Origin of the sequence: Chryseobacterium sp. WX (genome assembly GCF_029542485.1) — a bacterium.
GTDB lineage: Bacteria > Bacteroidota > Bacteroidia > Flavobacteriales > Weeksellaceae > Chryseobacterium > Chryseobacterium cucumeris.
In genome coordinates this window covers 2088713-2110525 of record NZ_CP120710.1, presented here as the reverse complement: position 1 = coordinate 2110525, position 21813 = coordinate 2088713, and the positions used below count along the sequence as shown (strand labels likewise).

Here is a 21813-nt window from a genome sequence, read left to right as displayed (position 1 = left end):
ATAAGAACTCTTCCGTCCGGAAGAGTTTTTTTATTAAAAGATAGGGAGTATTAACCGTTTCACTTTCGGACAGTTCAAGGGAAAATTACATACTTGAACGTTGGAAATATTATTCTAATTAATAGTGGAGTAAGTATTACTGTTTTATGAAAATTGATTCATGAATTATGAGAAGTGGTTTTAATTTGTATATTTGATTTTTATTTAGAATAAATAAAAATATAATTTAAGAAAATCATTAATGAATACAATTTTGTCCATCTAATCCAAATTCTCATTAAAAACTATGGAATCACAAAACAAAAGAATCCTTACTCTGGATATAATAAAGGGTATAAGTGTCATCGGAATGATCATTATACATACTTTATTGGTGTATGCCAATGTAAAATCACAATATGAAACAGCTGTCGGCAGTTTTATTGTTTTTCTTGGAAGGGGAACTTCCATTTTTCTGATCTGTATGGGAATTACTTTCATGACTTCCAGCCATCAAAGTCTTAAAAGTGCTTTAAAACGAGGTGTTTTATTGGTATTTGGAGGCCTCTTGATGAATTTTATGAAGTTTATGATTCCTGTCATTTTTAATTTTGCTCCCGATAATTTTATTCAGAAATACGGATGGCATGCACCTATCGAGCAACAGTATGTATATCTGGTACAGTTGGGTGATATTTTACAGCTGGCGGGGATGTCTTTATTATTTGCCGGCTTTATCAGGGCGTATGTGAAAAATAAATATATCATTCTGGCATTAGGTTTATTCGTTGCGTTGATATCCAGAGAGGTAAGCGGACTTACTCTTGATTATCCTGTGATCAATTATATCCTGGATCTTCTTTTCAATACCGATTATCCTGCCTACGTGTATTTTCCTGTTTTTCCATGGATGGCTTTTATCATCATCGGAATGTTTTTCGGGAAATGGTTTCAGGAACTGAACTACGATATCAAACAAATATTTAGAAAAATGCTGTATGTAGGATTATTGTTCATTGCTATAGGAGCACCGCTGGTTTTTCTATATGGAGATTATAATTACAACGGTTTTTATCATATGGGTCCTGGAGGTGTTATTTATTTTGCAGGCTGGACTTTACTATTTTTATGGTTAATCAATACCATGACTACCAAAGTTAAAGAAAATCGTTTTATACGTGTCTTAAAATACTGCAGTAAAAATTTAACCTCAATGTATATGATCCAATGGATACTGATCTCATGGGGAAAAGGAATTTTCGGATACAGACAACATGAAATTGGATATGTATCAGTACTTATTCTATTCTATATCATGCTCACATTTTCAGTACAGACTTTGGTAGATATTATAAGAAAGAAAAAAACATTAATAGATTTCAATTCACTATCACCGGACAAAACAGCTTTGAAATAATAAATCCAACCCTATTTTTTTGAATTATAATAAACCACAGTAAAAAAGTTTTACTGTGGTTTTATCTGGCTATCAGCCTAAAGAATTTCCACTTCTTCCGGTATAATAAAAAGAATGATACAGCCCTGCTCTGACTTCACGGCATGTTTAAAATTTGGAGGAGTGTATAAATAATCACCACTTTCAAGCCGGGCTCCTGCAATAATTGCATCACCTTCCATGATAAACAATTCTTCTCCTGCAGGATGATTGTGATAAGGATAGCTGGCTCCTGGTTCAAATTTTAAAAGAATACTGGTAGAACGTTTTTTTTCAGGATCAAATTTCAAAGATTTTACAAAAATCCCTTCATAATGAATCCCTTTCTCAATTAAAGGCTGCCATTCTTTCTGTTCTGTTTTTACGATGTAATCGTGGATGTTGGTGTTCATAATATGTAAATTTTAATTGTTATTGATGTAAAAGTTGGTCTAAACTCCATACGTAACGGGGAAAAGTACGCAGAAGAAACGCTCCGGCACTGAATGCGAAGACTGAATAGTCCAGAGACTCTTTAATTCCAAAAGAAATGCTCATGGCTATTGCGAAAAATAAAGTGAGAATAGAGGCGTACGTTGCTGTTCTTTTTATCTGAAAACCTAAAAGAAGCAGGATTCCGATTGACAGTTCAGCAATGGTAGATAATATTGCAATAATGGCTGCCCAAGATTGTGGTAAAAATGAATTGGTTTCCGCGGTATAATGAACAAAATTTTTCCAGCCGGAAGATTGTGCTCCCCAAAGATTCATTCTGCTTGCCACAGCAGATAAAAATCCGACAGCCAGAGCAATTCTTAATAAAAAAACGGCGGTATCCTGTTGCGTTTTCATACGTATAATTTTTAGGTTTTAATTACAGTACAAAGTTCAGCGAAAGCCGTTACCTAAAGAATAGACAATTCTGGAAAAAGCATATAATATCTGAGGGAAGAGGGAAATTAATAAGAGGCTGTTAATTTTTTTTCTTCAGACTGAAACTCCTTTTTTTACATTTCCTTTACCGCTTTCTGATACTCTTTTGGAGAACGTGAGGTATGTTTTTTAAAGAAGTTTGAAAAATAGAAAGGATCATTAAAGCCTAGCTGGTAGGCGATTTCTTTTACGGTAAGTTTTTCGTAGAGTAAAAGTCTTTTGGCTTCGGAGATGGTAAGACTGTAGATCACATTCTGAGCCGTTTTGTTGGTATGAAGTTTTGAAATCTCATTCAGTTTGGCTTCAGTCGTTCCAAGAAGATTTGCAAAATGAGAGACCTGATAATTGTCTTGGAAGTGATCTCTTACACTTTCAAGGAATTTTAAAAATAAAGCATCCGGTTTCCAGATTTCATCACCATTGGCAATTTTATTGCGGTTGATTTCCACCAATAGCAATTCAACCATAGAATGCGTAGAGATCAGATACTGGTAAGGCTGTTCCTGAATTTCTTTTTCAATAACATTCAGCGTTTCAGTAAAAAATGAAGGGTTTTGTATAGCAATCATTTCATTCATTCCAAAATGACAGAAAAGTCCGTTGTGGAAAATAAGCTCAATATCATTGTCGCTTTTACAGAAATAATCCAGCGTGAATTCCAGAGCAGTCACTTCTCCTTTCACCGATTTTAACTGATGGAACTGCCCTGAGGTAATCGTTACAACTTGCCCGGCTGTCATGATGAAAATATTTTCATCAATCAGAATTTCTGCATTTCCGGACTGGCACCAGAATAAGGTGTATCTGATGACTCTTCTTGGTTCAGAATGCCCGGACTGATGAGAATATTTTTTTATTTCAATCATTTTGCAGACCTGTTAGAGATTGGGGTACTTCTATTTTTATACTGTGAAAGAAATTTCTTTGCTATAGGCGAAATTACAAAATGTTTAACTAAAATGATTGAAAACTAGAATTATATTATTGATAAAAATACCTAAATTCGTTTAAGTTTTAAATAAAAATTCAGAATGAAATACTCTAAAATTATTATCGTTGCAACCTTGTTACTGTTCCAGTTGGGAGCAGCACAGGAAAATGCAGATGTTGTATTAAATAAAGCTTTCACAGAAGCTAAAGCAGGAAAGAAAAATGTTTTACTGGTGTTCCATGCTTCATGGTGCAAGTGGTGCAAAATGATGGAAAAGAATATGGATCTCCCTGAAACCAAACCTATTTTTGATAAAAGATTTGTCACCGCATATGTAGACGTTCAGGAAAGAGGTGATAAGAAGAGCCTTGAAAATCCAGGCGGGCAGGAACTTATGAATAAATATAAAGGCGGAAATGCGGGGCTTCCTTTCTGGCTGATTCTAAATCCAAAAGGAGAAGTATTGGCAGATTCTTTTGATGCTAAAGGAGAAAATCTGGGATCACCTGCGACACCGGAAGAAGTAACCACTTTCATTGCCAAGCTGGGGAAAGCCTCAAAACTAAGTAATGAAGAGTCACAGATTATAGAGAAAGTCTTTGTAAAGAAATAAAAATAAAATCCCGGGAATATTACCTGGGATTTATTTTTATAATGAAGGTACATGAAGTTTATTATCTTTCCATATTTCTTTGATGGAATCATTGGTTTCTATTCTTTCTGGAATAAATTTTTTGTCGATTTCATCACATGCTTTTACATACGATTTAAAATCACCCACATTGAATTTTTTATAATATTCAATGTCTTCATTAGAAAATAGAAGTTCCCAATTTTTTTGTGTTTTCATATGCTTATACAGTTCATAATATTTAATTTTATTCATAATCTTTCCCCGTATACTGCTTAATGCCATATCCTGAGCCGTGACCACGCATCCCATTTTCTGATAATAGATTAAGGTAAACTTAGAATAATAACGGTATAAATCTACAATCCTTTTGTCATTTCTATCTATAAGAGAAGATATTGCATTGATTCTTATAAATGTACTTCCGTTAACCGCCAAATAAAACAGTTGATCATTGGTTGCTGTTTTATCAATTTCATTATACATTTCGGATAATTTGGAATACTTGTCTGTATCATAATCCTCTTTAATCGTTAAGTCAAAATATTCTTTATCTATAGGGTCGATAAGTTGTTTTAGCTGGTCGGAAATCTGGGCATTGAATAAGTATAATGAAAACAGAAAGAATAGTGAAAATTTTATTTTCATGGTATGGTTTATCAATAAACGATCTTTGACATATATTATTATAGAAGGTTTATCAATGAAAACTTCCTGGATCTTAATAAGACAGGAAGTTTTTTTAGTTTAATAATTAAGAAATGAGGGGTAACTACAATTATTTATAAGAATATTCAATATTGCTCCATAAAACCTGATCTCCTGTTTTGATCATTTCAGAAGGAGTAGAAAATATATTGACAAAAATATTTTCGTATTGGGTGGTCCCAAAATGAGCGCTTTTAGTAATCAATAGGGCGTCATGATCATCTCGGGGGACTTTTTTAACATATCTGTACGTTCTTTTTAAAGTGAACGAAGAAGTGTCTTTATGGAAATCACCAATGTAAGTTGGCTTATTATTGTTATTCTCTTTGATCATTACGGAATCATTCATCATGGTAAAACTGTAAGTAAAATCTGTAGTTGAGGTTTCTGACAGCAACTTGATAGTCTTGTTTTTAAGATCAAGGCTTATTTTTTCCCAGGCGGGTTCCTGATACAGACTCCAATACTTGTTGAGATAAGATTCATCCGGAGTAGATTTTTCTCCTTTTGCCCCCTGGTACAACACGGTATTTTTTACAACATAGCTTTTAAATTGAAACTGGTAAACATTTTTATCAACAGGTCTCGGATCATCAATCGTATTGTCATTATTCTCACATGAGATCATCGATAACGACAGCATCGCAATATAAAATGGGTATTTCATCGGTACTTTTTGCTAAAATAGGCCTTTTACACGGACTTGTGAAATAGAATAGGGTGAAAATTCCCTGTAACAGGCACCAAAAGTAAAAAGACGAAAGAGCAAATGTATGGATTCGCCTTTTCGTCTTTTAATTTCATTTATTTTCCAAAATACATCTGATCCTGCTTCTGTTGTTCATTATAAATGATCTGAAAGCTTACAGGCATATATTGGTAAAGAAGTTTCCAATGTTGGATCTTTGCATGTTTTTTAAAACTTTCGAAAGATCTTACAAAAAGGTTTTCAATCATGGTTCTTACATAAGAATTCCCGTTTCTGTAGATCCAGTCCATCAGCTTGATATGATGGGCAATGATATTGATCTTCGATTCCTGAAGCAGGTGCTTCAGATAATTCACGGTAGCCTGCATGATCCCGGCGAAATTGTCCTGTACAGACAGCTGGGTGATTTCATTGCGAAGTGGCGGATAGAAAAATTTTAAGTATTCAACAGCTATTTTTTGATTAATAGTTTGCATTTGTACTTTCATCATAATTAAGAATTTTTCAAACACTTTATATTGCAGCGAAATGTATACCAAAATTTAAAGACAGGCTGCAAAAATAAATACTCCGACGATCACAGCGATGTGAGTGAGTAATATTTCTGCATTGTGCCTGTTAGTAGTGGTTTTCCAGGTTTTCCAGTCTGAAATTCTTCTGATTTTATTTTTCATAATCTATTGATTGTGAGTTATTTTTATTTTTGTTTAATTTAAACACTTTGTAATGAAACGGATAAAAAATGTAACAAAACGGTTATATGCCGTGAGTGTAAATTTGTCTTGAATATACTTTCTGAAGGTTGGCAGAAATGTGACTAAAAATCACTTTTCTGTATTCTTCACTGCAGAAAGCGGTACAATTGTCCAGAGAATAAATAAAAGTAGTTTCAATAGCATTCTTCAGTACCGTGTCTCCGTCAGTATAAATTTTGTCCATTTTTTGTAAACTTCTGAACAGCAGATTTCTGTCATTCTGTCGGATCATGTTTTTAATACGTTCCGTGAAGGTGCGGATAATGCTGTATGAGTTTTGAATTTTAATCTCTTTTACTTCGTTTTCAAAATCGGGAACCACATCAGTGATTTCCTTTACGGCTTGTAAATAGTTCATCGTATTATATTTTAATGGTGATAGTGTTCGAGCATTTTGATGAAGGCTCCAAAAATGAAAATGGTTAAAAAAGCAAAAAAGAGCATATGATAGGGCTTAAGCCATTTTGGAGTTGCAGGTCCTTTGCTTTTTAACCTTCTGAGCTTGTCGATTCTGTTTAAAGTCTTTAAGTCCATTTTTCTATGTTTTCAAATCATGATGCCAATGGTATTCCGATGAAAATAGAATGTAATTAATATGTTGGTAATTAATAAATTATGATTTTATAGTTGAGTTTTTTAAACAAAAAAGCCTGTCAAAATGATAAGGGTTTTATCAATTTGGAAAAAATAAAAAGACAAAAATTGCTGCTATCACACCTTCTTATTAATCTGAGGACTGATAATTCCCATCCTTTGGAGGGGTGGCGAAAATTCAAAGAATTTTTGACGGGGTGGTTAAAAGAGAGTAGTATAAAATGACATTTTTTAAGTTTCGCAGTAAGGATAAGAATGAATATCTTTGCAGTCCAAATATTCAGAAAAATGTTTTCAAAAATAATAGTACACAGAGTCGGAAATAAGATCAACGGAGATTCGCTGACACTTTCCCAGGAGGAATTGAAGCTGGAAGAAGGAATGGCAGAAATGCTTGAAGATTACTTTTTAGGATCCTTCAAATCGGAAGAAACCTTCCATTTTTACAGTGACACTTATCTGGTGAATAATCCGGTTTACAGTGCAGTATCTGAAATTTTTGATGATAAATCCAAGTTTATCTGGGAATCTGAGAATATTGCCAAACATCTTTTCGAGGCTGCTGAGAACCCGAGAGTTCAGAGTGGAGAGCTTTTCATCGTACTTTTCGAAGATGAAAGCGACCGTCCGGACAGAGTGGATAAAATCGGGATTTTTAAAACGGAGAAGAGAGAATCTTTCCTGAAAATCAATCCTGCTGAAGAGACATTTGATATTGAAAAAGACCAGGGTATTGGTTTATCCAAAATTGATAAAGCAGCTTTGATCTACAACAACAATAAAGAAACAGGATATGTACTTTCTGTAGTTGATAACAACAAAAACGGGGATATGTACTACTGGTTCGAAGATTTTCTGAAAGTAAAACAGCGTGATGACGAATATTTCCACACGCAGGAAGCCCTGATGGTGTATAAAGATTATATCACCAAACAACTTCCTCAGGAATTTGAAGTTTCCAAAGCAGACCAGGCAGATTTCCTGAATAAGTCTATCAATTTCTTCAAGGAAAAAGAAGAATTTAAGCTGGATGAATTTGCCAATGAAGTACTGGGGGATGAGCATGTAATTGAAAGTTTTGTGAACTTTAAAACAGATTACGAACAGGATATGCAGGTGAATATTGCCGAGGAATTTCCAATCAGTGAAGCTGCGGTGAAAAAGACACAGAGACACTTTAAAAGTATTATTAAATTAGATAAAAACTTCCATATCTACATCCACGGAGACCGACAAAAAATCGAGATGGGTGAGGATGATAAAGGAAAATATTACAGACTTTATTTCGAAAAAGAGGTATAAAAAGAAATCTCCGGTTCCATAATAATATCATAACTTTATTGCTGATTACAAAATAACAGCTATGAAATTGATGATCATTTTCTGGGGAATTTTTCTCTTTTTTTTCTGCGTTCCTTTTCCGATTTTCATTTATATGATGAGTGAAGAGCTGGCAACAGAACCGAGAAATTCATTAGCGGTGAGCTATGGGTATCTCGGTTTTTCTTTGTTAATATGGGGATATGTGATTATTTTCTTTATCAATAAGCTTTTCATTACAACTTTTAAAGAGAAAAATACGATAAAGTCTATTCTTAGAAACGGAATTCCAAGAGAAGCCAAAATCATTGATTATAAACTCCTCAAATACATTGCTAAGAAAAAGATGAACCTCATTCAGGTTACGCTTTCATTTCCTAATCTCAGCAATACGGTGATAGAACATAAAACGATGTTTCATGATTCTAAACCATACGAAAAAAGATTTGATGCAGGAAACAAAGTAAAAGTACTGCTGAATCCTCAGGCATCAAAGGAGCCTTACTTTATTTTAAGCGATCAGAAAGTGGGATTCAATACATCAGGAATGATTTTAAGAATTGTGTTTCTTGTATTATTGATTGCTTATGTTATTGGCTTATACTCTTATTTCTATTGTAGAGAATCCTTTGATTTCGGCTGGAGGTTTCTGACATTCATGCATCCAATTCTTTTCAGCGGGGTGATGACCATTATGTATGTCTTGGTTTTTCAGTTGATTTTTGGCAGGCTTTTAAAAAATACAAAAGAAGAACGCATTCTTTTTTCAGGAAGAAATGCTGAAGCCAATATCATCAGTGTAAGTGAGACAGGTCTTCTTGTTAATAATCAGCCACAAATCATGTTTCAGGTAAGTTTTAAAGATTTCAGAGGAACTGAACATATTGCGGTATATAAGAAAATTGTCAGCTTTCTAAAGCTCTCTTCCATTCCTAAACAGGGAACTATTGAGATTATGTATGATGAGGATGATCCGAAGAAGATTATGATTCCCAGAGGAGTTTAGGGAGTAAAAAGGCGAAATAGCAAAAAGGCAAAACCACTAAATCTGATAATATGACATCAGAAAAATTACATATTTTCAGACTTTAGATGTAAAGTCTCTGTTTGACATTGACTATTTAACATATAAAAAAATATCCAAATGAATTTTTTTTAATGAATGCATTTTGTTTAAGTAACAGGATAAAAATCAATTTAATTTTATACGGAAATTTTTAAGTAAAAAATATGTTTGTGTCAGATAAACAATTACTTAACATAATGAAAAATATCCTTCATATGTGAATTAGTTGTATATATTTGATACTTACTAAAAACATATTTATGAAAAAATTTAAAAAAATGACTCGCGAAGATCTTAAAACTGTAAAAGGAGGTGAGGTTTGGATTGCAATTACCAAATGTGGTTTTACAGCAACGACTACTCAAGAATGGACCGCTGAACAGGCAAATGCTTGGGTGGATGAAATTGAAAAAAATTACTGTAAAACTCCTACTTATTCTGGGTCTGATGCTCAACATTTAGCATAAAATAAATTGAGCACTCGTAGTGGAGTCATTCTGCTATATGTGTATTTATAGATTAATCATACCTCTCATGAATTATCATAAAAAAATATTTCAGGTTTTAATATTCTTATACAGTGTCTTATATTATACCCAATCATACAAAGAAGATAGCTTAAGAGGTGAGTTCACGTATCGATTAAGAGCTAAGTTCGATAAACGAACTGACAATCAATATGAAGAACTTTTCACATTACAAGTGGGAAATAAACGTGCATTTTTTGCAAGTACTATATCATTGAAAGGAGATTCGGTAATGGAAAATTCAAGGGTTACAACAAAAAATTATGATGGAAGCATAACTCTCAGCTATAAGAAGGAAGCAGTTATTCCAAAAACAAATTTCAACTTTACAATTATACAATCAACTGAAGATATCCAGTATTTTGATTCTGCTTTCATGTCATTACTTATGTATAAAGAACCTGTAATAAAGAATTGGAAGCTTATGAATGAGACCAAAGCAATTAATACAATTATTTGTAAGAAGGCAGAAGTTAAGTTTAAAGGTCGGAACTGGATAGCATGGTATTCTCCTGAAATTCCTTTGTCTTACGGTCCGATGAAATTTAATGGGTTGCCAGGGTTAATTATTAAAATAACAGATGATAGAGGTGATTATGATTTTGAACTTGTAAAATCTTCGCCTACTTCTATATTGAAAGGTAAATTAGTTAATATAAAGAAAAGTAGATATATTGGAGCTACAGAAACTACACAAGCGAAGTTGAAACAGGCGCAAAGAAATATTCAAGCTAATGTCACTGGTGTACTTGCAAGTTATGGAACAACTATTATACAGGGAGAGGAAATGCTAAAACAAAGACAGAAAGAAAGGGAAGAAAACAAAAAATACGAAAACCCACTAGAATTAGAAAAAGATTAGTAATGGCTGATCTTTTTTCATTTGCTAATATCTATTCGTTTTTTTGCCTTATTCATTATCTTTGTTTTCTTAGCTAAATCATATGAAAACAACACTTGTCGATCTGACAAAACCTATCCAATACAATGCAGGAGATCCGTGGTTCATGCGGGTGAAAATTAAACATAAAGCCCATAGAAAATCACATTGGCTGATTCGTCTGGCATTGAGGCTTCCATCAAGGCTTTTTCCTAAAAACTGGACAGGCTGGGCAGATGACACGATCAAAAATATGGGACTTCATGCTACTACACATATTGATGCTCCCTGGCATTATGGCCCTGTAGTGGAAGGGAAGCCTGCCAAAACCATAGACCAGATTCCGTTGGAATGGTGCTATGGAGACGGAATTGTGATTGATTGTACGCATAAAGAAGATTTTGTTGCTATCACTGTTGAGGATTTGAAAAAAGATCTCTATAAAAACGGAATTACCATTCAGGAAGGAAATATTGTTCTGATCAGAACGGATCGTGACAAAATGATGGGAACTCCAGATTTTGTGGAAAAAGGCACCGGAATGAGTAAAGAAGCTACAGAATGGCTGATTGATCAGGGCGTAAAAGTAATGGGAATCGACCAATGGGGCTGGGATCTTCCTTTGAAATATATGGCTCAGAAAGCCAAAGAACTCAATGATCCTGAATTTTTCTGGGAAGGCCACCGCGTAGGCATCGAAAAAGAATATTTACACATCGAACAGCTTACAAATCTGGGCGCACTACCTCCATCCGGATTTAAAATCTGTGTATTTCCCCTTAAAATTGTTGGCGGTTCTGCTGCTCCCGCCAGAGTAGTGGCGATGATAGAATAAGAAATAAAAGGACGAATTTGAATTTACAAATTCGTCCTTTAATTATGATCATCTTTGCTTTCTCAGATTAATTTTTCTTTCTGAAAAACAAAGCTCTGTTGTATTCAAAATTCATTCTGGCAATATTCAAAACAGAAATTCCCTGAGGACATTCTACTTCACAGGCTTCCGTATTGGAGCAGTGCCCGAATAATTCCGTATCCATTTGAGCCACCATATCCAGCACTCTCTTGCTTCGTTCTTCTTTTCCCTGAGGAAGGAGTGCCATGTGAGTGATTTTTGCAGAGGTAAATAAAGCTGCACTTCCATTTTTACAAGTGGCAACACAGGCTCCACATCCGATACACGCAGCAGAATCAAAAGCTTCCTCAGCTGTCTGGTGAGTCACCGGAATTGCTGTAGCATCAGGAGCCTGGCCTGTATTCACAGATACAAAACCTCCTGAAGATATAATTCTGTCAAAAGCAGAACGGTCTACTTTTAAATCTTTCTTCACCGGAAATGCTTCAGCACGGAATGGCTCTATCAGAATCGTTTCCCCATCTTTAAAGGACCTTAAGTGAAGCTGACAGGTGGTTGTATTTTTCAAAGGACCATGGGCAATACCATTAATCATCATCCCGCATTGTCCGCAGATGCCTTCACGACAGTCATGATCAAACTCAACAGGTTCATCACCCTCAATAATCAGTTTTTCATTTAAAGTGTCCAGCATTTCTAAGAAAGACATGTGAGAATTCAATCCTTTCAGGTCGTAACCTACCAGTTTTCCTTCACTTTTTCTGTCTTTCTGTCTCCATATCTTAAGATGTAAATCCATAATTTTCTGTTTTTATTTGTAACTTCTTACCGTTGGCTGAATTTCTTCAAAGATTAAAGGTTCCTTAATAATTTCAGGTTCACCATTTTCCCCTTTCCATGCCCATGCAGAAATAAATTGGTATTCTGCATCATTTCTCATAGCTTCTCCGTCCTGAGTCTGATATTCTTCTCTGAAATGAGCTCCACAGGATTCGTTACGGGTTAAGGCATCGTAGCACATCAGTTCTCCGATTTCGAAATAATCGGCTACACGGCCTGCTTTTTCCAGTTCGGTATTCATTTTATCTCCCTGTCCGGAAACCCTTACGTCTTTGTAAAATTCCTGTTTCAGTTTTCGGATTTCCTGAATGGCATATTTCAACCCTTCTTCATTTCTGGCCAGTCCGCAATAATCATAGAGGAGCTTTCCTAAAGTTTTGTGGAAATAATCAACGGTTTTGGTTCCTTTAATATTAATGAAATTGTTGATCTGATCTTTAACAGCCTTTTCAGCTTGTTCAAATTCAGGAGTATCCGGTGAAATTTTTCCGGTGTGAATTTCATCTGCCAGATAATTGGCAATCGTGTAAGGCGCAATGAAATATCCGTCTACAGACGCCTGTAAAAGAGAGTTGGCTCCTAATCTGTTGGCTCCGTGATCGGCAAAATTAGCTTCACCTAAAGCAAACAGTCCGGGAACAGTAGTCATCAGTTCATAATCTACCCAAAGTCCACCCATTGAAAAGTGGGCAGAAGGAGAGATCATCATAGGTTCTTTATACGCATCATATCCTGTTATTTTAAGATACATATCGAATAAGTTTCCATATTTTTCTTTAATCTTATCTTTTCCCTGTTCCTGTATTGCTTTGGAAAAATCAAGATATACTGCATTTTTCAAAGGCCCGATTCCGAAACCGGCATCAATTCTTTCCTTGGCAGCACGGGAAGAAATATCCCTTGGAGCAAGGTTTCCGAAAGCCGGATATCTTCTTTCAAGATAATAATCCCTTTCATTTTCCGGAATGTCATTGGGTTGTCTTGTTTCCCCTTCTTTTAATGGAACCCAGATTCGGCCGTCATTACGTAATGATTCAGACATTAAAGTCAGTTTGGACTGATAATCTCCGGATTGCGGAAGGGAAGTAGGGTGTACCTGAATCCAGCTTGGGGAAGCCATTAAAGCTCCTTTTTTATGGGCTCTCCAGATGGCAGAACCGTTACATCCCATGGCAAGGGTTGACAGATAATAAATTTTTCCGTAACCTCCGGTTGCCAATATTACAGCGTGGGCGGCATGTCTCTCAATATCTCCTGTGTCTAAATTCCTTACGATAATTCCTCTGGCTTTCCCATCAACAGTAACCAGATCCAGCATTTCATGTCTTGAAAATAATTGCACGGAACCTTTTCCAACCTGTCGCATTAAAGCCTGATAAGCTCCCAGAAGAAGTTGCTGCCCCGTTTGTCCTCGCGCATAGAAAGTACGGCTCACCTGAACTCCTCCGAAGGATCGGTTGTTCAGATATCCGCCATATTCCCGCCCGAAAGGTACACCTTGTGCAACAGCCTGGTCGATGAGGTTCAAAGAACATTCTGCCATTCTGTAGACATTGGCTTCACGGGCTCTGAAGTCTCCTCCTTTTAAGGTATCTACAAACATTCTGTAGACACTGTCACCATCATTTTTATAGTTTTTGGCGGCATTCACACCTCCCTGTGCTGCCACAGAGTGTGCTCTTCTCGGGCTGTCCTGAAAACAGAATGATTTGACATTATATCCCATTTCCCCTAAAGAAGCTGCGATTGAACTTCCCGCCAATCCTGTTCCTACAACAATCACATCCAGTTTTTTACGGTTGGCAGGGTTTACGAGTTTTGCTTTCTTTTTATAATTTTCCCATTTATGTTCCAATGGGCCTTGTGGTATTTTTGAATCTAAAATCATAATCGTTCCTTTTAATGATAAGTGAAGAATACATACACAGGCATCAATGCAAAACCTACACAGATAATGATTGAATACGCAATCCCGATAGTTTTGAACCATTGTACAAACTTAGGATGATATAATCCCAGAGTTCTTACAGCACTATGGATCCCATGAATCAGGTGATAGCATAAAGCGATCATTGATACAACATAAATGATAACGTACCACCATTCTTTAAAGACATTCACTACCAGAATGTAGAGGTCTTTATTTCCGTTTTCATCCAAAGGAGGATTTCCGAATTTATAGATATACCAGAAGTTCTGGAAATGGATCACCAGGAAAATCAGAATTAATGTTCCCAGGATTCCCATATTTCTGGAAGCCCATTTGCTAGCTCTTCCACGTCTGTCCGTTTGATAACCGCCTCCTGATTTTTTATTTTTTAAAGTAATCATCAGTCCGTCTACTGCGTGCAGAATAATACTGGCATATAAAACGTAAGAGACTATTTTGATAATGATATTTCCTGATAAAAAATGCGAATAAGCATTAAACTGCAGGTGCGCTTGTTCTTGTGGAAGAAAAAGCTGAAGATTTCCAAGGAAATGAATCAACAGGAAGAATCCCAAAAAGAGTCCTGTAAGGCACATCAGCATTTTTCTTGACAGTGTTGATAACATATTTTTGATTTATTGGTTAATAATATCCTAAGACTTTCATCCACAATCCTCCTACAACCATATAAATGATCAATAGAACGATTCCAATTTCAAGACCTCTGAGCCACCAGACTTTCAGGTCAACATATCCGCTTCCGAAGAATACCGGTGCAGGACCGTGGCCGTAATGAGTAAGTACCCCGTAAATTGAACCCATGAAACCAAGCATCATTGCCAGCAGCATTGGTGGGATTCCTAAAGAAACACCGACACCCAGCAAGGCAGCATACATGGCCGCTACGTGAGCAGTAGCACTGGCAAAAATATAGTGACTGAAGAAATATACTACAATAATAACCGGGAAAGCTACCTGCCAGCTCAAACCTCCAATCTGTACTTTGATAAGATTACTGAACCATCCAATGAAACCTAATTCATTTAAAGAACTTGCCATCATCACCAGTACAGCGAACCAAACGATCGTATCCCAAGCTCCTTTTTCACCTTTTACATCTTCCCAGGTTAATACTGAGGTTAGTAGTAATAATGTTAATCCGATAAAGGCTGTAGTAGTAGCATCAATAGAGAGTGCTCCTCCAAATATCCAAAGGGCTAACAGAATGAAGAATGCCAGCAGCATCAGCCATTCATTTCTTGAGATAGGCCCCATTTCTTTTAATTTCTGAGCGGCCATTTTCGGAGCATCCCCTGTTTTTTTCAATTCTGGCGGATATAATTTATACAATACCAAAGGAACGATAAAGAATGCTACTGCACCCGGAATAAAACCTGCTGCTGCCCATGACATCCATGTAATATCAATACCAAGGTTAGCGGCAAATTTCTGACACATTGGATTACTGGCTGTCCCGGTAAGGAACATAGAGGAAGCGATCAGGTTCATGTAATAACTGTTCAAAGTCAGGAATGACCCTAGCTTTCTATGGGTTTCCGGCTTTTCAGGAACAGAATCAAAGCTTATGGCCATAGACTTCATGATCGGGTAGATAATTCCACCTCCTCTTGCTGTGTTACTAGGAATAGCAGGAGCAAGACAAACATCGGCAAGTCCTAATCCGTAAGCCAATCCCAGTGAGCTTTTCCCAAAAACTCGGATGAATAAAAAGGCGATACGATTTCCTAATCCTGTTTTGATAAATCCTCTGGCAATAAAGAATGAAATCCCGATCAGCCAGATTACTTTATCTCCAAAACCGGAAAGCGCTTTGGTAATAGATTTCCCCGCATCTCCCGGAGCAACTACCTGCGTAAGGGCTGTAAATCCAATGGCCATCATACACATTGTTCCCATTGGAGCAGCTTTTAGAATAATTCCTAAAATGGTTGCCGCAAAGATGGCAAACAGATGCCAGGCATTCTCTGCAACACCTTCCGGAGCAGGAATGAACCATATGATCAACGCAACAACAAATGTGATCGCTACGTTTTTAATATTAATTTCTTTCATGATACTAACTATTTAATCGTTTAAAACCTACTCTGTACCTGTACAATGAATAGATTATTGTTGTATTGTGATGTGTTTTCCACCTGATGTTTGTAGCGGTCAAACTGTACTCCCAGCTGAATTCTTGCACCGTAATTTTTCAGGAATTCCAATCCGAACATCGGGGTGATTGTTTGTCTTGGGTTGGAAGCCATTCTGAAATTCGTATCAAGGTATTCGTAGCGGCAGGATAATTCGAAGGCGCTGAGATTTTTGTGGTTGATCTCATATCTTAGATTCGGAAGAAAATAAGCACCGCGGATAAGATATTGGTCAGGATTATCAGGACGTAATTCAGGTGCAATGGAGTTGTATAGAACGTGATTGGTTGCCTGTTTGGCTTCCAGCTGCATATCAAGGCTCCATTTTGGATCAAACTGGATCAGTGAACTTAGATCTACGCCCAGCGCATATACTTTTTTGCTGAAAACTTCTCCGGTACCTCCATTCACACCTACATTGAAGTGGTATTTTTTTGATAATCCGAAAACCAGACGGGTAGAATACTGTTTTCCGTTGTCATTATCATTGATCTGGTTTTTTCCATTTCCATTCACTACTGAAACAGCATATTGGAAAGGAATTTCTCCCAGTTGAAGTTGCCCTGTAGCAGACATCCCGATCTGGAAGCTTGTCCAGCCCAGTTTTCCGAATTCTGTGTATTGATTGGACCAGTCTAAAGACTTAATAATATCAATAGGATAGGTCTCTTCGATACCGAACCAAGGTCTGAACTGTCCTACAGTAATTGCTAATTTGGGATTGAAAGTATACTTCAGGTAAGCATTTTCAAGAACTCTGCTTTTGGGATCATTTTTAAAATCGGCAAGGTTGGCCAAAACAACAACTTCCGTACGTTTACTGATCTGTGCCCGAACCTGAACCCTCATGTATTTGAGCATGAAATTATTATCAGTTCCGGAACCGTCGGTGTGATGAAGTCCGTTAACATCTACATCTTTACTCATTCCTACAAGGTAACGTGCCTGAAAAAGGCCTTTGATCTGCAGTTGCGGATATTTTACATTGTCTTCTGCCTGTGGAGGAGGTGTGGTCTTCAGAGAATCCTGATTTTGTGCATAAGCTGATAACCCACAGGCCAGCATACACAGGATCAGGCTTTTCTTTTTAATCGAAAAAAAGGCCATATCTATTTTTGTTTTTTTATTGTGAACTCTATTTTAACACAACTGCTTACTTATCCCCTCAAATTTTTGATTTTTAGTATTTCGTCTAATCATAATGGGGCATACTTAGTTCAATATCTACTAAGCACGAGTATTTTTTGTGGTTAAAATCTATTTTAATCCTAAGAACGTGAACGGTGCAGACTCTTTAAATTCTGCATTGGATTTTCCGTTATAAGTGCGGTTATTGCTGAGGTCAAGTTTCATCACTTTTCCTTTAGGGCTTAGATCAAAATCTTTAAGATCTACCCAAAAAGTGTTGGGAGTGAAAACCGTTTCAAAATAATACACCAGGTTTTTCTGATCCGAAACAGAACGCCATCTTGTTGACGAAATATTAGGTTCTGTTGCAGAAGTGATTCCATAAGGAACAGAACAGTTTCTGATCACACTGAAAACACTGGCTACTGCTGTGCGGGTATCTGCAGTCTGAGGAATCGCATTAATATAATAAGAAGCTCTTACAAAGCGGTCTGCAGCACGGTTTGTTCCCGGAAGCATAACCGTTCCCGGAATGCCCTTCCAGTAGTTGTTAAGAGCAAGCTGCTCTTCAAAAACCGGAGAGTTGGTCATTACCGTATAAGATGGATCATGATGAATAACCAATTTTCCGTCAATATATTCAAAAACAGCATTGTCTCCTGAAGCGTCGGAAATGGAAAGATGAACCGTTGTAAATCTTTCTGTTCCAGGAATATAATCACTTACAATAACGAAAGGTTCTTTTCGGGAGAATTCTACGGCCTCTTTTACTGTAGCAAAATTATCAAGATAATATTGTGCCCATAATGAAATGGCAATTCCCTTTTTACTTCCTTTTCCATCGAATTTTGGGTATTGGGATTCTCCTAGCCAGAGCAGGTTAGCTACCAGTCCCTTTTCATTCATTCCGTCTGCTGAAGCAATATCCCATGAAGAGCTGATGAGGCTGCCGTATTTGGCGGTCCATTTTACAGATTTTGGGCCTACGAGTCCGTTGCGGTCTATTCCTTTCGGGAGAACCCATAAGTTAGCGGGGATTTCGTCACGCCAGTCCATAGAACGAGCTGTAATAACAGTATTCTGGGGGCCTTTGTAAACTACCCTTGTACAGGCTTCTGAAGGATTCCATAATCCTATAGAGAGGATCAGAGAAAATAAAATTAATGGGAACTTTTTCATAATAGTATTATTTGAATTTAAATTTTATATTGAATTCATTGAGAATAATTCAATGGATTTTTATCATATTCATTATTTGGTGATATAAATTTAGCAAAATTTGTTTAAATAAAACAATTATTAAGGTTAATAATATGTAATCCATGTTATGAATCATGATTAAAGAGTGCATAACCTGATTATTGGATTTTTTTTCGTATATTTTAGATATTTGACATGAAAAAGGGGGAAAAATGAAGAATGTTTGAATGTATTTTTGATTCTTTTTTTGCTGTAAATTTCTCATAAATACTTGGTGGAGCAGACTTTAAATTTAGATACCACAAAGAAGAAAGCTGTTTGAAAAAAACAGTATATTTGATATATAGACTGAAAAGATATATGAATTTTATAGAGTGCCATGAAGAACCTATCCATATTCCGGGTTCTATTCAGAGTTTTGGTTATTTGATTGGCATTGATGCAGAATCCCATACCATTACTTTTTTTAGTCGGAATATTGCGGATTTATTTAAAGTCGGAAGTTCAAAAGAACTGTTCGGAAGAAAAATTACTGACTTTCCTGAAAGTTTTCAGAGCATTATTGATTCAGAAATCTATATGTCACTGGACAAGTTTACCAGACGTAAAAATGAAACCTATTTCGATAAAATTTTTATCAATGATAAAGAGTATCATTTTTCTGTTTTCAGAAGTGAACTTTATATCTTTCTGGAGTTTGAAGAAGTAATCATTAATCCCAATAAACGGATCTCCAATAAATATGATAACTTTTACATCATTGATAATGAAAAGGAACTCTGGAATCATCTTCTGGAAACGCTTTCGAAGGTGATCAACTATGATCGGATGATGGTCTATAAATTCATGATGGACGGTTCCGGAAAAGTAATTGCCGAAAAGAAGAATGAAAACATGGAAAGTTTCCTTGGGCTTCATTACCCGGAGTCTGATATTCCAAAGCAGGCAAGGGATCTTTATCTTAAAAAAAGAAAAAGAATCTTCAGCAATGTGTATGCGGATACCGTTCCTATTTTAAGCAAAAGCGCAGAGAGCATTGATCTCACTTTTTCAGCATCAAGAGGGATGTCACCAGTCCACGGGCAGTATCTTAAAAATTCGGGAGCAGCTTCAAGCTTCAGTGTTTCCATTATTATCGATGACCATCTTTGGGGATTGGTTACCTGCCAGAATGTGGAACCCAAACATATTGATCTTGAAGACAGGGTGCAGGCCGGAATTTTTACAACACTTGCTGCCAATGCTTATTCATCTTTTAAATCAAAAAGCGAACTGAATTACCGTTTGGAGCTGAATGAGAAAATATCTCAGCTGAAAACGGAATTTTTGAAACATAATCATCTCTTTGATTCTCTTATTGAATGTAAAAAAGAGATCAAAAATTTACCTGAAGCAGACGGACTTGCTATTATTTCGGATGAAAATATAATTACAGACGGCAACACACCTGATGTTGAAACATTAGGAAGAATTGCAGAATGGGCTCTTGGGAATACTGATGAGCGTATCTACGTGAGCAGAAGCTTTCTTAAAGATCACGGTAAAGAACTTGAATTGACGGATAATGCGGCAGGAATTGCCATCTATTTTATTGAAAGAGATAAGAATGAAATGCTGATCTGGTTCAGAAAAGAGTTTGATGAACATATCAACTGGGCAGGAAATCCGGAGAAAAAAATAGAAGTGTTTTCTCAGAATGGAGAGGAAAAACATATGATATCACCAAGAACTTCATTCCGGATTTTCACAGAAAATATCAAAGGCTATTCTAAAAGATGGAATTCCAGAAATGTAAGTGCTGTACAGGCTGTAAGGGATTTGATTTTAGAAACTTCCCATAAAAATTACAACGCCATCAAAAGGCTTAATGATGAGCTTAAAAAAGTAAATGAAGAACTTGACAGTTTTTCTTACACCATCTCACATGACCTTGGTACTCCTCTGACCGTAATGAAACTAAATGCACAGATGCTGTTGGGAAATCTTGCTGCTGATGCTGAAAAAAGTAAAACCAAGATCAATTCAATTATTGAGGAAATCGACAATATGGCGGAAATGATGCATGATGTGTTGCAGCTCAGCCGAGCCAAACACAGCGAAATACAGCTTGAAAGCCTGAAAACAGCTCATACAATTGAGAAAATTTCCGAAAATGCCAAGATAACCTATGGCAGCCCGAACAGTGAAATTATCATTAAAGAATGTCCTGATGTACTGGCTGATAAAACCATGCTTCATCAGGTATTTCTGAATATCATCAACAATGCTGTAAAATATTCTTCCCATAAAGAGCTTCCGAAAGTGGAAATTGAAGGGGCAGAGGACGGGCAGACCATTATTTACAGAATCTCAGACAACGGTATCGGTATCCCTGTGGAGGAGAAGCATAAAATGTTTAAAATCTTCAACCGGATGGATAATGCCAAAAAGTTTAAAGGAAACGGAGTAGGACTGTCTATAGTACACCGCATCATGAAAAGATTGGGAGGAGATGTAGATTTTGAAAGTAATAGTGAAGGGACTTCCTTTATTTTAACGTTCAAAAAGCCTTATATTTGAGAAACTTTTAAAACGTACTTATGGTATCAGAATATCTAAAACAGAATACAGCAGAGTATCACGATGCAGCAGAAAAACTTTTTAATTCTGAGAAGATTTTCAATAAAACCTTCACTTTAGAAGACTATAAAAAAATCATTCATACCAATTACCTGATGCTTCTTCACAGCGAAGATAAAATATTCAGAAGCCTTTCTGATAAGTATGCAGAAAGCCTTCAGCTTGATGCGAGAAAGAAGCTTTCACTTATTGAAAAAGACCTGCAAAGTCTTTCCCTGAAAAATCAGGAAGTTTCTTATCCCCTAGAGTTCAATAACGAACATGAAGCACTTGGAGCGATGTATGTGATTGAAGGTTCTACGCTTGGTGGAAATGTAATTGCAAAGCAACTTTCCAAAACGGAGGGTTTTGATGAGGTAACTTTCAACTTTTTCGGATGCTATCAGGAAAATACGGGGCCAATGTGGAAAAACTTCAAGGAAGTTCTGGATACAGAAATCGCGGAAGAAAACTATAGTGAAGTGCTTTCCGGGGCGAAAAAACTATATATGTTTTTACTGAACGTTAACTAATTTATTTTAATTCTAATTAAATTCCTGAAAAATTGCTCAATTTTTCAGGAATTGTTAAATTTGGGGAGTTTCAAATTTAAACTTAACTAACAAAAAATAATTTTTAA

The 21813-nt window shown here is 36.2% G+C and carries 23 protein-coding genes; 9 read left to right on the top strand and 14 right to left on the bottom strand.

Annotated elements, in window-relative coordinates; translation table 11 throughout:
* Positions 1 to 286 precede the first annotated feature (286 nt).
* The gene (locus tag PZ898_RS09500) at positions 287 to 1396 is read left to right on the top strand and encodes a heparan-alpha-glucosaminide N-acetyltransferase domain-containing protein (RefSeq protein ID WP_277695386.1); all 1110 of its coding nucleotides are present in this window, start codon (positions 287 to 289) and stop codon (positions 1394 to 1396) included.
* A 77-nt stretch (positions 1397 to 1473) separates the two neighbouring features.
* Here the strand turns inward: PZ898_RS09500 and PZ898_RS09495 are convergent, their stop codons facing one another.
* The 3 genes from PZ898_RS09495 to PZ898_RS09485 all read right to left on the bottom strand — a co-directional run bounded on the left by PZ898_RS09495 (position 1474) and on the right by PZ898_RS09485 (position 3213).
* Positions 1474 to 1827, bottom strand: a complete 354-nt coding sequence (locus PZ898_RS09495) for a dimethylsulfonioproprionate lyase family protein (protein WP_123279325.1) — start codon at positions 1825 to 1827, stop codon at positions 1474 to 1476.
* A 19-nt stretch (positions 1828 to 1846) separates the two neighbouring features.
* Positions 1847 to 2266 carry a DoxX family membrane protein gene (locus PZ898_RS09490; protein WP_123279326.1) on the bottom strand — a complete coding sequence of 140 codons (420 nt, stop codon included), beginning with the start codon at positions 2264 to 2266 and terminating at the stop codon, positions 1847 to 1849.
* Positions 2267 to 2421: 155 nt separating this feature from the next.
* On the bottom strand, positions 2422 to 3213 hold the full coding sequence (locus PZ898_RS09485) for an AraC family transcriptional regulator (protein WP_277695385.1): 792 nt from the start codon (positions 3211 to 3213) through the stop codon (positions 2422 to 2424).
* 165 nt (positions 3214 to 3378) lie between these two features.
* Between PZ898_RS09485 and PZ898_RS09480 the strand changes: the two genes are divergently transcribed.
* On the top strand, positions 3379 to 3891 hold the full coding sequence (locus PZ898_RS09480; RefSeq protein WP_216444033.1) for a thioredoxin family protein: 513 nt from the start codon (positions 3379 to 3381) through the stop codon (positions 3889 to 3891).
* Between the two features lie 36 nt (positions 3892 to 3927).
* On the opposite strand, the gene PZ898_RS09475 is transcribed toward PZ898_RS09480, so the two are convergent.
* The 5 genes from PZ898_RS09475 to PZ898_RS09455 all read right to left on the bottom strand — a co-directional run bounded on the left by PZ898_RS09475 (position 3928) and on the right by PZ898_RS09455 (position 6439).
* On the bottom strand, positions 3928 to 4557 hold the full coding sequence (locus PZ898_RS09475) for a hypothetical protein (protein ID WP_277695384.1): 630 nt from the start codon (positions 4555 to 4557) through the stop codon (positions 3928 to 3930).
* A gap of 130 nt (positions 4558 to 4687) precedes the next feature.
* Complete coding sequence (locus PZ898_RS09470; RefSeq protein WP_148045398.1) at positions 4688 to 5284, bottom strand: hypothetical protein; 597 nt, start codon at positions 5282 to 5284, stop codon at positions 4688 to 4690.
* Between the two features lie 137 nt (positions 5285 to 5421).
* Positions 5422 to 5817: a hypothetical protein gene (locus PZ898_RS09465; protein WP_062674152.1), complete on the bottom strand. Its 396-nt coding sequence runs from the start codon at positions 5815 to 5817 to the stop codon at positions 5422 to 5424.
* A 51-nt stretch (positions 5818 to 5868) separates the two neighbouring features.
* On the bottom strand, positions 5869 to 6000 hold the full coding sequence (locus PZ898_RS09460) for a hypothetical protein (RefSeq protein ID WP_262486817.1): 132 nt from the start codon (positions 5998 to 6000) through the stop codon (positions 5869 to 5871).
* An 82-nt stretch (positions 6001 to 6082) separates the two neighbouring features.
* Complete coding sequence (locus tag PZ898_RS09455; RefSeq protein WP_062674154.1) at positions 6083 to 6439, bottom strand: hypothetical protein; 357 nt, start codon at positions 6437 to 6439, stop codon at positions 6083 to 6085.
* A gap of 524 nt (positions 6440 to 6963) precedes the next feature.
* Between PZ898_RS09455 and PZ898_RS09450 the strand changes: the two genes are divergently transcribed.
* From PZ898_RS09450 to PZ898_RS09430, 5 genes are all read left to right on the top strand, one after another.
* On the top strand, positions 6964 to 7977 hold the full coding sequence (locus PZ898_RS09450; protein WP_062674158.1) for a nucleoid-associated protein: 1014 nt from the start codon (positions 6964 to 6966) through the stop codon (positions 7975 to 7977).
* Between the two features lie 61 nt (positions 7978 to 8038).
* Complete coding sequence (locus PZ898_RS09445; protein WP_277695383.1) at positions 8039 to 9001, top strand: hypothetical protein; 963 nt, start codon at positions 8039 to 8041, stop codon at positions 8999 to 9001.
* 320 nt (positions 9002 to 9321) lie between these two features.
* Entirely contained in the window at positions 9322 to 9528 is a 207-nt protein-coding gene (locus PZ898_RS09440; RefSeq protein ID WP_123279333.1) for a hypothetical protein, read from the top strand.
* A 67-nt stretch (positions 9529 to 9595) separates the two neighbouring features.
* Positions 9596 to 10450 (top strand): GLPGLI family protein, encoded by an 855-nt coding sequence (locus PZ898_RS09435; RefSeq protein WP_277695382.1) that lies wholly within the window; start codon positions 9596 to 9598, stop codon positions 10448 to 10450.
* 82 nt (positions 10451 to 10532) lie between these two features.
* The gene (locus PZ898_RS09430) at positions 10533 to 11303 is read left to right on the top strand and encodes a cyclase family protein (protein ID WP_062674163.1); all 771 of its coding nucleotides are present in this window, start codon (positions 10533 to 10535) and stop codon (positions 11301 to 11303) included.
* Positions 11304 to 11370: 67 nt separating this feature from the next.
* Here the strand turns inward: PZ898_RS09430 and PZ898_RS09425 are convergent, their stop codons facing one another.
* The 6 genes from PZ898_RS09425 to PZ898_RS09400 form a co-directional block, all read right to left on the bottom strand.
* A complete protein-coding gene (locus PZ898_RS09425) occupies positions 11371 to 12123 on the bottom strand; it encodes a succinate dehydrogenase/fumarate reductase iron-sulfur subunit (RefSeq protein WP_047434364.1) in 753 nt (250 codons plus the stop codon).
* Positions 12124 to 12135: 12 nt separating this feature from the next.
* Complete coding sequence (locus tag PZ898_RS09420; protein WP_277695381.1) at positions 12136 to 14052, bottom strand: fumarate reductase/succinate dehydrogenase flavoprotein subunit; 1917 nt, start codon at positions 14050 to 14052, stop codon at positions 12136 to 12138.
* Between the two features lie 11 nt (positions 14053 to 14063).
* A complete protein-coding gene (locus PZ898_RS09415) occupies positions 14064 to 14720 on the bottom strand; it encodes a succinate dehydrogenase cytochrome b subunit (RefSeq protein WP_062674167.1) in 657 nt (218 codons plus the stop codon).
* 16 nt (positions 14721 to 14736) lie between these two features.
* Complete coding sequence (locus PZ898_RS09410) at positions 14737 to 16167, bottom strand: anion permease (protein ID WP_062674169.1); 1431 nt, start codon at positions 16165 to 16167, stop codon at positions 14737 to 14739.
* A gap of 20 nt (positions 16168 to 16187) precedes the next feature.
* A complete protein-coding gene (locus PZ898_RS09405) occupies positions 16188 to 17354 on the bottom strand; it encodes a porin (protein ID WP_277695380.1) in 1167 nt (388 codons plus the stop codon).
* A 150-nt stretch (positions 17355 to 17504) separates the two neighbouring features.
* The gene (locus tag PZ898_RS09400; protein ID WP_062674173.1) at positions 17505 to 18554 is read right to left on the bottom strand and encodes a linear amide C-N hydrolase; all 1050 of its coding nucleotides are present in this window, start codon (positions 18552 to 18554) and stop codon (positions 17505 to 17507) included.
* A gap of 381 nt (positions 18555 to 18935) precedes the next feature.
* On the opposite strand from PZ898_RS09400, the gene PZ898_RS09395 reads away from it, so the two are divergent.
* Positions 18936 to 21134: an ATP-binding protein gene (locus tag PZ898_RS09395; RefSeq protein ID WP_277695379.1), complete on the top strand. Its 2199-nt coding sequence runs from the start codon at positions 18936 to 18938 to the stop codon at positions 21132 to 21134.
* 20 nt (positions 21135 to 21154) lie between these two features.
* Positions 21155 to 21706, top strand: a complete 552-nt coding sequence (locus tag PZ898_RS09390; RefSeq protein ID WP_062674177.1) for a biliverdin-producing heme oxygenase — start codon at positions 21155 to 21157, stop codon at positions 21704 to 21706.
* The last annotated feature ends 107 nt before the right edge of the window (positions 21707 to 21813 follow it).

What these genes read in the sequence shown, in the direction of transcription:
- PZ898_RS09495 (WP_123279325.1), bottom strand. Translation starts at nt 1,827, where the DNA reads ATGAACACCAACATCCACGATTACATCGTAAAAACAGAACAGAAAGAA.
- PZ898_RS09470 (WP_148045398.1), bottom strand. Translation starts at nt 5,284, where the DNA reads ATGAAATACCCATTTTATATTGCGATGCTGTCGTTATCGATGATCTCA.
- PZ898_RS09480 (WP_216444033.1), top strand. Translation starts at nt 3,379, where the DNA reads ATGAAATACTCTAAAATTATTATCGTTGCAACCTTGTTACTGTTCCAG.
- PZ898_RS09445 (WP_277695383.1), top strand. Translation starts at nt 8,039, where the DNA reads ATGAAATTGATGATCATTTTCTGGGGAATTTTTCTCTTTTTTTTCTGC.
- PZ898_RS09465 (WP_062674152.1), bottom strand. Translation starts at nt 5,817, where the DNA reads ATGATGAAAGTACAAATGCAAACTATTAATCAAAAAATAGCTGTTGAA.
- PZ898_RS09455 (WP_062674154.1), bottom strand. Translation starts at nt 6,439, where the DNA reads ATGAACTATTTACAAGCCGTAAAGGAAATCACTGATGTGGTTCCCGAT.
- PZ898_RS09460 (WP_262486817.1), bottom strand. Translation starts at nt 6,000, where the DNA reads ATGAAAAATAAAATCAGAAGAATTTCAGACTGGAAAACCTGGAAAACC.
- PZ898_RS09430 (WP_062674163.1), top strand. Translation starts at nt 10,533, where the DNA reads ATGAAAACAACACTTGTCGATCTGACAAAACCTATCCAATACAATGCA.
- PZ898_RS09390 (WP_062674177.1), top strand. Translation starts at nt 21,155, where the DNA reads ATGGTATCAGAATATCTAAAACAGAATACAGCAGAGTATCACGATGCA.
- PZ898_RS09490 (WP_123279326.1), bottom strand. Translation starts at nt 2,266, where the DNA reads ATGAAAACGCAACAGGATACCGCCGTTTTTTTATTAAGAATTGCTCTG.
- PZ898_RS09400 (WP_062674173.1), bottom strand. Translation starts at nt 18,554, where the DNA reads ATGAAAAAGTTCCCATTAATTTTATTTTCTCTGATCCTCTCTATAGGA.
- PZ898_RS09425 (WP_047434364.1), bottom strand. Translation starts at nt 12,123, where the DNA reads ATGGATTTACATCTTAAGATATGGAGACAGAAAGACAGAAAAAGTGAA.
- PZ898_RS09440 (WP_123279333.1), top strand. Translation starts at nt 9,322, where the DNA reads ATGAAAAAATTTAAAAAAATGACTCGCGAAGATCTTAAAACTGTAAAA.
- PZ898_RS09435 (WP_277695382.1), top strand. Translation starts at nt 9,596, where the DNA reads ATGAATTATCATAAAAAAATATTTCAGGTTTTAATATTCTTATACAGT.
- PZ898_RS09500 (WP_277695386.1), top strand. Translation starts at nt 287, where the DNA reads ATGGAATCACAAAACAAAAGAATCCTTACTCTGGATATAATAAAGGGT.
- PZ898_RS09450 (WP_062674158.1), top strand. Translation starts at nt 6,964, where the DNA reads ATGTTTTCAAAAATAATAGTACACAGAGTCGGAAATAAGATCAACGGA.
- PZ898_RS09395 (WP_277695379.1), top strand. Translation starts at nt 18,936, where the DNA reads ATGAATTTTATAGAGTGCCATGAAGAACCTATCCATATTCCGGGTTCT.
- PZ898_RS09405 (WP_277695380.1), bottom strand. Translation starts at nt 17,354, where the DNA reads ATGGCCTTTTTTTCGATTAAAAAGAAAAGCCTGATCCTGTGTATGCTG.
- PZ898_RS09485 (WP_277695385.1), bottom strand. Translation starts at nt 3,213, where the DNA reads ATGATTGAAATAAAAAAATATTCTCATCAGTCCGGGCATTCTGAACCA.
- PZ898_RS09420 (WP_277695381.1), bottom strand. Translation starts at nt 14,052, where the DNA reads ATGATTTTAGATTCAAAAATACCACAAGGCCCATTGGAACATAAATGG.
- PZ898_RS09475 (WP_277695384.1), bottom strand. Translation starts at nt 4,557, where the DNA reads ATGAAAATAAAATTTTCACTATTCTTTCTGTTTTCATTATACTTATTC.
- PZ898_RS09410 (WP_062674169.1), bottom strand. Translation starts at nt 16,167, where the DNA reads ATGAAAGAAATTAATATTAAAAACGTAGCGATCACATTTGTTGTTGCG.
- PZ898_RS09415 (WP_062674167.1), bottom strand. Translation starts at nt 14,720, where the DNA reads ATGTTATCAACACTGTCAAGAAAAATGCTGATGTGCCTTACAGGACTC.